We start from the raw sequence: 11,600 nt of genomic DNA on the forward strand, positions 1-11,600 counted from the left end.
GAATCCACATGCTGCGTGAAGGACAAGCAACAGCCGTCTACCGTGCCGACTACCAGGCTCCTGCCTGGTGGATCGACACGGTCGAGCTGACATTCGACCTGGACCCGGCCAAGACCCGCGTGCTCAACCGCATGCGTGTGCGCCGCAACCCGGATGTACCGGCACAGGCCCTGCGCCTGGATGGCGACGAGCTGAACCTGGCCCGGGTGATGGTCAACGGCGGCGGAACCTCGTTCAAGATGGAAGGCGACCAGCTGGTACTGGAGAACCTGCCCGAGGGCGATGCCCCCGTGGAACTGGAGATCTTCACCACCTGCGCGCCCGCCAAGAACACCAAGCTCATGGGCTTGTATGTGAGCGAGGACACCTTCTTCACGCAGTGTGAGGCCGAAGGCTTTCGCCGCATCACCTACTTCCTGGACCGTCCCGATGTGATGGCCATGTACACCGTCACCCTGCGCGCCAGCAAGGCCCAGTACCCGGTGCTGCTGTCCAACGGCAATCTGGTGGATTCCGGCGATCTGGAAGACGGCCGCCACTTTGCCAAGTGGGTCGATCCACACAAGAAGCCCTGCTACCTGTTCGCACTGGTGGCCGGCAAGCTGGTCGCACGCGAGCAGCACATCAAGAGCCGTGCAGGCAACGAACACCTGCTGCAGGTCTATGTGCGCCCCGGCGATCTGGAAAAGACCGAACACGCCATGAACTCGCTCATGCACTCCATTGCATGGGACGAGGCGCGCTTCGGCCTGAGCCTGGACCTGGAACGCTTCATGATCGTTGCCACCAGCGACTTCAACATGGGCGCCATGGAAAACAAGGGCCTGAACATCTTCAACACCAAGTATGTTCTGGCCAACCAGGCCACGGCCACCGACACCGACTACTTCAACATCGAGAGCGTGGTCGGCCATGAATACTTCCACAACTGGACCGGCGACCGCGTCACCTGCCGCGACTGGTTCCAGCTGTCGCTGAAGGAAGGTCTGACGGTTTTCCGCGACCAGGAATTCAGCATGGACATGGCGGGCAGCGCATCGGCGCGCGCCGTCAAGCGCATTGACGATGTGCGCGTGCTGCGCACCGTGCAGTTCCCCGAGGATGCAGGCCCCATGGCCCACCCGGTGCGCCCGGACAGCTACATCGAGATCAACAACTTCTACACCGTCACGATCTACGAAAAGGGCGCAGAAGTGGTGCGCATGCAGCACAACCTGGTGGGCCGCGAAGGCTTTGCCCGGGGCATGAAGCTGTATTTCGAACGCCACGACGGCCACGCCGTGACCTGCGACGACTTCTCGCAGGCCATTGCCGACGCCAACCCCGGCTCGCCACTGGCCCAGCACCTGCCGCAGTTCCGCCGCTGGTACAGCCAGGCCGGCACGCCCGTCCTCCAGGCCGAAGGCCAGTACGACGCGGCCGCCCAGACCTACACCCTGACACTGTCGCAGCGCTGCGCCCCGACCGTGGGCCAGCCCGAGAAGCTGCCCTTTGTCATCCCCGTGCAGATGGGCCTGATCTCGGCCAGCGGCCAGGAAATCGCCCTGCAGCTGCAGGGTGAAGACGCCGCACAGGCCGCCAAGAGCCGCATGCTGGTGCTGACCGAAGCCGAACAGCGCTTTGTCTTCACCAACGTGGCCGAAGCCCCTGTGCCATCGCTGCTGCGCAGCTTCAGCGCCCCGGTGGTGCTGGAATGCGAGTTCAGCGACGCCGAGCTGCTGACCCTGCTGGCGCACGACAGCGACCCGTTCAACCAATGGGAAGCCAGCCAGCGTCTGGGCCTGCGCTACGCACTCAAGGCCATCACGGCACCAGCAGATGCCGCCACTGCGGACGGCCAAGCCGGCGCCCAGCTGCTGCCCGCCGCTTTCATGCAGGCACTGCGCGAGGTGCTGGGCAATGACAAGCTGGATGCGGCTTTCAAGGACCTGGTGCTCACGCTGCCGTCGGAAAGCTATATCGCCGAACAGCTGGCCGAAGTCGACCCGCAGCGCGTGCACGCCGTGCGCGAAGCCATGCAGCTGCAGCTGGCCACCGCACTGCAAGCCGACTGGGAAGCCCTGTGGCTGGCCCACAGCGACACCGGTGCCTATCGCCCTGACCATGTCAGCGCCGGACGCCGTGCCCTGGCGGGCCGTGCCTTGACCATGCTGTGCCTGGCATCGGCCCAGAGCGGTGACACCGTCTGGCCCGGCAAGGCCTACCAGCGCTGCAAGGACGCCGGCAACATGACCGACCGTTCCAGCGCGCTGTCCGCACTGATCTACAGCGCCAGTCCCCTGGCGGCGCAGGCGCTGCAGCGCTTCCACGCCCTGTTCCAGCAGGATGCGCTGGTGCTGGACAAGTGGTTCGCCCTGCAAGGCAGCGCCTGCGACCGCGGCGGCAATGTGCTGCCGGCCGTGAAGACGCTGATGAAACACCCGGACTTCCAGATCAAGAACCCCAACCGCGCACGCAGCCTGATCTTCAGCTTCTGCAACAACCCGGGCGCCTTCCACCGCACCGATGCGGCGGGCTATGTGTTCTGGGCCGACCGCGTGATCGAGATCGACGGCTTCAACCCCCAGGTGGCCGCCCGCCTGGCCCGGGTGATGGACCGCTGGAAAAAGCTGGCCGAGCCTTACCGCTCTGCAGCCCAGGCTGCCATCGAGCGCGTGGCTGCCAAGCCCAATCTGTCCAACGATGTGCGTGAGGTCATCACCCGCGCACTGGCCGATTGAGGCCACACATTGATATGCGCAAGAGGCCGGCACCGCGCCCGCCCTTGCGCCAGGTGATCCTGGCCTGCGCCGGATCAGCCGTGCATTTTTAAGGAGTTCAAACCCATGAAGAAAAACATCAGCCTGACCCGCTACCTGGTCGAGCAGCAACGCGTGGACGGCCTTATCCCCGGCCAGTTGCGCCTGCTGCTGGAAGTCGTTGCCCGCGCCTGCAAGCGCATCAGCTTTGCCGTGAACAAGGGCGAGCTGGGCGACGTGATGGGCACCGCCGGAAGCGAGAACGTGCAAGGCGAAGTGCAGAAGAAGCTGGACATCATCGCCAACGAAACCCTGATCGAAGCCAACGAATGGGGCGGCCACCTGGCCGCCATGGCCTCGGAGGAAATGGAAGGCATCTACGTGGTGCCCAACCGCTACCCCCAGGGCGAATACCTGCTGATGTTCGATCCGCTGGACGGCTCGTCCAACATCGACATCAACATGTCCATCGGCACCATCTTCAGCGTGCTCAAGAAGCCTGAAGGCCACCCCGGCGTGCACGACAGCGATTTCTTCCAGCCCGGCACCCAGCAAGTGGCCGCCGGCTACTGCATCTACGGCCCCCAGACCACGCTGGTGCTGACTGTGGGCGACGGCGTGTCCATGTTCACGCTGGACCGCGAGCAAGGCTCCTTCGTGCTCATCGAGGAAAACGTCAAGATCCCCGAAGACACCAAGGAATTCGCCATCAACATGTCCAACATGCGCCACTGGGACGCGCCCGTGAAGCGCTATGTGGACGAAGTGCTGGCCGGCAAGGAAGGCCCGCGCGGCAAGGACTTCAACATGCGCTGGGTGGCCGCCATGGTGGCCGACGTGCACCGCATCCTGTGCCGCGGCGGCGTCTTCATGTACCCCTGGGACAAGCGCGAGCCGCTCAAGCCCGGCAAGCTGCGCCTGATGTACGAAGCCAACCCCATGAGCTGGCTGATCGAGCAAGCCGGCGGCATGGCCACCAACGGCCGCGAACGCATCCTGGAAATCCAGCCCACCCAGTTGCACGAGCGCGTGAGCGTTGTGCTGGGCTCCAAGAACGAAGTGGAACGCATCACGCAGTATCACCTCGAAGCCGATAAAAACGCGCTATAATTTCCGCTTGTTGCCGGTGTAGCTCAGTCGGTAGAGCAGCTCATTCGTAATGAGAAGGTCGCGTGTTCGATTCATGTCTCCGGCACCATTGAAATAAAAAAACCCCGCTGTGTTCTGCATAGCGGGGTTTTCTATTTTCTGCCCAGCCTCGTCACGAGGTCAGCCCCATGCGGCGCCAGACATTTCCAGGCACTGCTGCGCCACAACCTCACCTCACGCTGCGAAACCGCCGTCGATCAGCAGGTCCGCGCCCGTGACGAAGGCGGCGTCCGGCCCCGCCAGGTAGGCCACCATGCCAGCGATTTCATCGGCTTTGCCATGGCGCGGAATGGCCATCAGCCCGTGCATCGTTGCGGCGAAATCGCCGGTTTCGGGGTTCATGTCCGTGTCCACCGGGCCGGGGGCCACGTTGTTGACCGTGATGCCGCGCGGACCCAGGTCACGCGCCAGTCCCTTGACCAGTCCCACCAGGGCCGATTTGCTCATGGCATAGGCGGCGCCGCCCGCAAACGGCATGCGCTGCGCGTTGGTGCTGCCGATGTTGATGATCCGGCCGCCTTCCTGCATGTGCTTGGCAGCAGCCTGCGATGCCACGAACACCGAGCGGATGTTGACGGCCACGGTGCGGTCAAAGTCTTCCAGCGTGAACTGGTCCAGCGGTGCAAGTGCCAGCACGCCGGCGCTGTTGACCAAAATGTCCAGGCGACCGAAACGGTGGGCAACACTGTCGATGGCTCGGGTCAGCGCAGCGGCATCGGTGGCATCGGCATGGATGGCGATGGCGTCGCCACCGCTGGCCTTGATCTCCTCGACAAGGGCTTCGGCCGCGATGGCAGAAGCTCCATAGCCAATGGCCACGCGGGCGCCATCACGGGCCAGGCGGCGGGCGCTGGCGGCACCGATACCGCGAGAGCCGCCATGGATGAAGGCCGTTTTTCCGGCCAGAGGCTTGCCCACGGCGGCAGAGGCTGCGGAAGCGGGTTTGGAGGTGGTGTTCATGGCGTTTCCTTTCAAAGGGAGTGGTTGATGGCTGCAGTGTGAGCTGGCTCACCTATTTCCGGTAGTCATTAAACAAATCATTCAATTTCAACCATTTGTATAAGATGGCGCCATGTTGACCGAACTGCGCAGCCATCTCGACGCCTTCATCACCTCGGCCGACGAAGGCAGTTTCTCGGCTGCCGCACGCCTGCTGGGGCTGACGCCCGCCGCCATCAGCAAAAGCGTGGGCCAGCTGGAGGTCCGGCTGGGGGTGCGGCTTTTCCAGCGCAGCACCCGCCACCTTGCGCTCACCACCGACGGCGAGCGCCTGTATGCCCAGGTCCGCCTTCCCTGGAGCGAAATCAACGACGCGCTGACCGATCTGCGCCAGGGCGCGGGCAAACCTGCGGGCACGCTGAAGGTGGCACTGGCCCACACCGTGGGCCGTGAATACATCGTCCCGCTACTAGGCGAATTCCTGCGCCGCTACCCCGACGTGCTGCCCGACCTGCATTTCGACAACAAGCAGGTCGACATCGTGGCGGAGGGGTTTGATGTTGCCATCGGCGGCGGTATCGAGCTGACCGATGCGCTGATTGCGCGGGAACTGGCGCGCCTGCGTATCGTGCTGGTGGCCGCGCCCGCTTACCTCAAGGCCCATCCTGCGCCCCAGCACCCGCAGGATCTGGCGCGCCACCACGGCTTGTTGCGCCGCTCGCTGGCCACCGGGCGCCTGATCCCCTGGTCCCTGAAAAGCAAGGAAGGCCAGGAATTGGTCGCGAGCGTGCGCCCGGTAATCGTCATGGACGATCCCGAGGCCATGGCGCGCGCTGCAGCCACCGGCATGGGCATCGCCCTGCTGCCGCTGCCGCATGCGTTGCCGCTGCTGGAAAGCGGTGCACTGGTGCGCGTGCTGCCCAATTGGTATGCCGAATCACGGCCGCTGTCGATCTACTACACCAGCCGCAAGCTCGTGCCGGCCAAGGTCCGGGTGTTCGTGGATTACATCGTCCAGGAGTTCGCCGCCAGTGGCCTTGCTGCCCAGATCCGCCAGACATAGTGCGAAGCCCAAGCTGATGCCCCATCACCATCAATCCGATGGTGATGGGGCATCCTGCGATCCTCCCCACACGATGCAAGAAACCGGCCACGTTGTGGCCGTTTCCGGACTTGGATGTGGCATCTCTACCCGGAATGCCTTCCGGGTGAAGAAGACGGCCCACAGGCCCCCTGTTGGAAGGCAAACAGGATTTCGGCAGAGCGCGCGTCGGAGGCCGGCCAATCCCCGGTCAATCCCCGGTGGAGACCCCGGCGTTGACCCCCAGGGAAATCGCGCCGTTGACCGCCGATTTCTGCACCTGCTTGCCTTCCACCGACGTGCCTTCAGCCCCTTCCAGCTTTGCTTCCTGGTTCACCACGGTGCCTGCCTTGATGCTGATCTTGCCGGTGGAAGAGATGGAGGTGCTGGTGGACTCCGTTCCAGAATAGAAGTCCACGCCAACGCCGGTTTCCGCCTTCTTTTTGTTTTTGTCCTCTTCGGCGCCATCTTCGGCAGTTTTGCCGGCTTCTGCCGTCTTGGTGGTCTGCTCCTGCTTTGCCGGCTCGGCCTTCTTGGCGCTGTCAGTCCCGGTCTTGTTGTCCGACTTGCTGTCCGCGCTGGACGGGGCGGCGCCCTCCTTCTTGGTTTTCGCCTCCACGGCCACACCAATGCCCAAACCAACATTGGTTTCACTGCTGACAGCCGCTTTCAGATCGACCTTGTCCCGTGCGCTGATGCTGACATCTCCCTTGGACTCGATGCCCGTGCCTTCCAAGGTGACGCTCTTGCCCGAGCTGATCTCCACCCCACCTCCCGACGTAATGCTGGATCCCTTGGCCGTATTGCTCGACCCAATGGACATGTCGTAGTTGGCCTCCGCCCCTACGGAGTCGCTCTTCTTGCTGGAGCTGACGTTGACGCTCACGCCAATCTCATGGGACGACGAATCCGTGGTGCTCTGCGCTGCATTGAAATTGACATCGCCCCCGGCATTCACCGCCGTCTTGCCCCCGCTGGCAATATCCGTACCGGTGAAATTCGCATCCCCCTTGGTGGTGATGCGGGTGTCGCCACCCGATTTGATGCTGCCGGCACGCGCCGTCGTTGCGCTTTCGCTTTCGATGCTGCCGTCATAGCTCAACCCGACATCCGCACCTGCCGTACCGATGACACGCACCGTGGCCTGACCGGCAATGTCGTGTTCGTTCTTGCTCGAGGTCTTGGTGTCCTTGGCCGCGTTGTAGTCCAAGGAGCCTGCCACCAGGCTCACGTTACCGCCCGCCTCCATCTCCGTGCCACTCAGCGTGGTCTTCTCTTGGGACGTGGAAGCGATATCGCCGCCCGCCTTGTAGCGCGACGTCACCGCCGTGGTGGAGGATTCCGACTCGGAAGAGATGCTGCCGGTGTAGCTGGCCTTCACGCCCAGGCCCGCACTGGCCCCTGCTTCCACTTCGGGCTTTTCGGATTCGACCTTCCCTGTCACGCTGGCCTTGCCCTCCACGCTTGCGCTCGCACTGGCAGATGCGCCGGCATACGCACCAATGCGGGCATCATGGCTTTGCGCGTCCTTGCTGCTGTAGGTGGAATCGCTTACCGCTTCATCGTTGATCACACGCGCCGTTTGGTTGATGTTCTTGCCAGCTTCCATCTGGGTTCCCTGGTCGGTGATGGTGTCGGTGGCCGTGCGAGTGATGCTGCCCTTGGCGGTGAACGAATTCGTGACCTGGGTGACGGAGCCCTCCGTTTCGCTCTCCTGCTTGTTTTGGTAGCGCAAGCCTGCCGTCGCTTCCGCGCTGGCACTGGCACTGGCTCCCGCGTCCGCCTTCAGGCCTGTCTCATCCAGCAGACCACCGGAGTCCTTGGCTGCTGCGGTCTTGTCGTCACTGCCGGTCTTGGCAGTGCTGGCTGTGGCCTTGCTGCCTGCGGCCGTGCTGTCGCCGGCCTTGCTGGTGCTGCCCTTGCTGTCCGACTTGTCCTTATCTCCGGCCCCGCCTCCAACCACAACGCCTGTGGATGCGCTCAGATTGACCTCTGCCGCCACATTGGCCTCCGCTGCGGTGCCGATATAGACCCCAGCAAGATGGGAGCTGCTGGACGTGGTCTTTTCCTGGGTGTCTTGCGCCGCCTTGTTGGTGATGCTTTTCGCACTCACATCCAGATTGCCGCCGGACTCCACTGTGGCCCCCACAAACGTCGCATCCCCCTTGGCCGCGATGCTCATGTTCCCACCGCTCTGGATGGTGGATGAGGTGTTCGTGACCGTGCGCTCCGAGCTGGACTCCTGCTCATGCTTGGCGCCCACCGTCAAGGTGGACGATGCGCCGGCCGATGCCTCGGCCGATGCCCCCGCATTGGCAGCCAGGCCGCGCGCCTTGGCACTGGCCTGGGCTTCCGCCTCGGCGGAAGCGTTGCTCTCGGAATAGAAGCCGATGGAAGTGCGCGTGGTGTCAGAGGTTTCCACCTTCTCGTTACGCCCTGCCAGCACATCAATGCTCTTGGCCTCCAAGGCCACATCGCCTCCCGCGCTGACCTTGGAGCCCTGGATCGTCAAGGTGCCATCCGTCTTGGCCGTCAGATTGCCGCCCACATTCAAGCTGGAACCTGCACTGGTGGTTTCCGACTTGGTCTCGGTCGTGGTCGACGCCTCCATCAGCCTCAGGCTGCTTTCATTCGACGCTTCGGCACCTGCAGACGCAGACGCCTTGGCTTTCTGCTGCGCAGCACCGGCCTTGGCTTCTGACTCGGTTTTCGTATCCGACGAATCCGTGAGCTTCAGGAACGTCGTGGTTTCGGTGACGGTCTTGGTACGGTCGATGTTCATCGCATCCACCACCTGGATCCCCTGCTTGCTGGTGATATTCGCATCACCGCCCACATTCAAGGCAGAGCCCTGCAAGGTCGTGGTACCTGCCGATGTGACCGTGGCATTGCCTGCCACATCGATCGCAGAGCCCGCCGACATGCTCTTGAAGCTGTCGGTGGTCTTGGTCTCCATGCCGTAGACGCCCCCGCCCACACCCAGACCCGAGCTGTTGCTGACTGTGCGGCTGGTCGTCGTATCCTGACGCGCCAGCACATTGAGGTCGCCCTGGGTATCCACGGCCAGACTGCCGGCACGGACCTGGCTGCCCGCGAAGGTGGTGTCCTTGCCAGATGCAATGGCCAGATCGCCCCCCACCACCAGGCTGGAGCCGATGTTGCGCTCTGTGGTCGTGGTGGTGCTGCTGGACGAAGTGCCGAACAGCGTGCTGCTGGACGTGACCGTCGACGTGGTGGACTTGTCCACGATGGTGTCAAAGGTCACGGCCCCCTTGGCGGTAAGGCTGGCATCGCTACCGGCAATGACATTGGCGCCCAGCACCGTAATATCCTTGCCGGCGTCCAGCTTCAGGCTGCCGGTGGCCTCAATGACGGCGGTCTTGCCGAGATCGGTGTGGAAGCTCAGGGCATCACCTTGGCCCACAGCGTGGGTCTGGTTGATGATGCTTCCCTCCGTCGACGTGATCTGCACATTGCCGCCCTTGATCGTGCCACTGATGTTGGTGACATCACCGGTGCTTTCAATCTGCAGGCTCTTGCCCCCGACAATGGTGCCGCCGGTGTTCGTCAGCGAAGCTGTTTTCAGATTGATATCGTCAGCGGCAATCACAGCACCGCCGGTGATCATGGCCTTGCTGGCGGCCGACAGGTACACGCGTGGCGCCAGCACATTGATGCCGCCCACATCGATCACTTCCATCCAGACAATGTCGCTGGTCAGACCGGCCACCTGCGAAGCCGTGAGCGGCTTGCCATATTCCAGACCCAGGGCCGTTGCCTGGGTGGCGGCATGGTCCATGAAACTCTGAATCTGAGCTGCCTCATTGCTGTTACCGGCCAGCAGATTCCGGCCGGTCTCATTGATCAGTTGCTGGCGAATCAGCTCTGCTTCGTAATTGGCATCCCCCAGGCGCTTGATATTGACATCCGGGTTGTAGCCCAGGCGCTTTTCCAGATAGTCCGACCCCATAGATGCCGTGCCCACCGAGAAACGGGGGTTGGTTTCAACCAGGTACTGGGACTGCGGGTTTTGGGTCGGCACGAAATAGCCATTCGGGTTGGTGGGGAAGTTCACCACAAAACCGCCCAGGCTCACGCTACCTGCGCGCTTCAATACCTCCGCAGCCGTCAGCGCTGCGGCGGCGGCCGCCTGCACCCCATCCGCTGCCACGGCCGCAGAACCACTGGCACCGGTGGATGCCTTGGTGCCGGTAGTCTGGGCGCCGGTCACCGAGGCAGAAACGCTGCCGATGGCATTCACGTCCGTTTTGGAAGATGTGGCTGCCGCGTCTGCAGCATTCACCGATGCCGACACAGCGCCGCTGGCATTGACGTCGGTCTTGGAAGATACCGTCGCAGCGCTCGCACCGTTGACGGATGCCGACACAGGGCCGCTGGCATTGACATCGGCTTGTGAAGTGGTCGCTGCAGCGCCTGTCCCGTTGACCGTTGCCGATGTGCCTGCGGCGCCCGTGGTTCCCGTATGGTCCTTTGCACTGCCAACATTCACACCGTCCTTCGAGCGGGTCTCTGTGCTCACGGTTTTTTTGGAGCCACGGTTCACAATGCCCCCGGTATTGCCGGTCAATGTGGTTGCAAAGATGCCAGCACCGGATTCAAACTCCGACTGGACGTTACGCGTTTTCTCCACACCTACCACCAGAGAAGCCTGTTTGGCGGCTTCTTCCGAGGACGCCCATATACCGCCATTGCCGCCGCCGTTGATATGCAGTGGGTTATCCCATTCGCTTTTATTCTGAGGGTACCAAGTCGTGTAGTCGCTGTCCCCAAATACGGGGTTGTATTCGTATGTGGTCGCCCGGCGATAGTAAGTGATGTCGTAAAGGTAGAAATCCTCGTTGGTGAATACACCAGAGCCTTGCAGGTCGATTTTATTGGCAGAAATCAAGCCGGCCCTGTTGGTGGCGCTGCCAGACCCATAGTTAATATTCAGTGCCCCATCGACCAATATCTGCGGCTTCACACTGGGCAAGGTGCCCACCATGGTCTGCCGGATGGTCACCGCATCTTGGTGCACCCAGCGGCCATCGCAAGCGCCGCTCGCACAACCACTTTGCTCCCAGCTCATAATCACCCTGTCCGCTTCGTCTTGGTCTGAGACCACACGATTCGTGAAGTCGGTTTTGATGGTGGGCACATTGACCAACCCGTTGAAAAATTCGCGGCTGGTGTTGATGTCCAGGCTGGCAACCCGAATCTGGGCATAGTTGCGGAAATCAGCGGAAGTGAAGGTCGCCTTGCCATCACTGTCAATGGTTGCCCCTTCCTGGTTGTCAATGCTGCGTCCCGTAGCCAGCAGATTCATCGCACCGCCAGCGTACAGCGCACCGGCATTGCGGATGTCGGCCACCCCCGAGGTGTCAAGGCCCAGGTCACCCAATGACGAAAGGCCGCCTGTACCGTGGTTGGTGATGCCGGCCGCTTGCTGGGTTTGGACGGCCAATCCACCGTTGGAGTGGATCGCGCCATGGTTGCTCAGGGCTCCGCTCTGGATCTGAAGCATGCCATTGCCGCTGTTCACAATGAATGCATCGGAATTGCTTGCGCTGCCGTTGGTGACGTCTCCCGCGCTCACCAGGTGAGTCTCCGAGCCGCCGGTGATGCTGCCTTGGTTGTCGATGCCTTGCGTGGTCGTGAGGTTCAGGGCCCCGCCGCTCAGCATCTTCGCCGCT

5 protein-coding genes and 1 tRNA gene are annotated in these 11,600 nt (G+C 62.6%); 4 read left to right on the plus strand and 2 right to left on the minus strand.

Features of this window, described 5'->3' with window-relative positions; genetic code table 11:
- Nucleotides 1-2: 2 nt before the first annotated feature.
- From pepN to QM470_RS10125, 3 genes are all read left to right on the plus strand, one after another.
- The gene (gene pepN / locus QM470_RS10115; RefSeq protein WP_283339184.1) at nucleotides 3-2,720 is read left to right on the plus strand and encodes an aminopeptidase N; all 2,718 of its coding nucleotides are present in this window, start codon (nucleotides 3-5) and stop codon (nucleotides 2,718-2,720) included.
- Between the two features lie 105 nt (nucleotides 2,721-2,825).
- Nucleotides 2,826-3,848, plus strand: a complete 1,023-nt coding sequence (locus tag QM470_RS10120; protein WP_280014254.1) for a class 1 fructose-bisphosphatase — start codon at nucleotides 2,826-2,828, stop codon at nucleotides 3,846-3,848.
- 12 nt (nucleotides 3,849-3,860) lie between these two features.
- Nucleotides 3,861-3,936: transfer RNA gene (locus QM470_RS10125), tRNA-Thr, on the plus strand.
- A 125-nt stretch (nucleotides 3,937-4,061) separates the two neighbouring features.
- On the opposite strand, the gene QM470_RS10130 is transcribed toward QM470_RS10125, so the two are convergent.
- Nucleotides 4,062-4,847, minus strand: a complete 786-nt coding sequence (locus QM470_RS10130; RefSeq protein ID WP_283339170.1) for an SDR family oxidoreductase — start codon at nucleotides 4,845-4,847, stop codon at nucleotides 4,062-4,064.
- Nucleotides 4,848-4,959: 112 nt separating this feature from the next.
- Here QM470_RS10130 and QM470_RS10135 point away from each other — a divergent pair, with 112 nt between their 5' ends.
- Nucleotides 4,960-5,889: a LysR family transcriptional regulator gene (locus QM470_RS10135; RefSeq protein WP_283339171.1), complete on the plus strand. Its 930-nt coding sequence runs from the start codon at nucleotides 4,960-4,962 to the stop codon at nucleotides 5,887-5,889.
- Between the two features lie 229 nt (nucleotides 5,890-6,118).
- On the opposite strand, the gene QM470_RS10140 is transcribed toward QM470_RS10135, so the two are convergent.
- Nucleotides 6,119-11,590, minus strand: a complete 5,472-nt coding sequence (locus QM470_RS10140) for a beta strand repeat-containing protein (RefSeq protein ID WP_283339172.1) — start codon at nucleotides 11,588-11,590, stop codon at nucleotides 6,119-6,121.
- Nucleotides 11,591-11,600 lie beyond the last annotated feature (10 nt).

The sequence above is a fragment of the Comamonas sp. 17RB genome (assembly GCF_030056555.1).
In the GTDB taxonomy this organism is placed as follows: domain Bacteria; phylum Pseudomonadota; class Gammaproteobacteria; order Burkholderiales; family Burkholderiaceae_C; genus Comamonas; species Comamonas terrigena.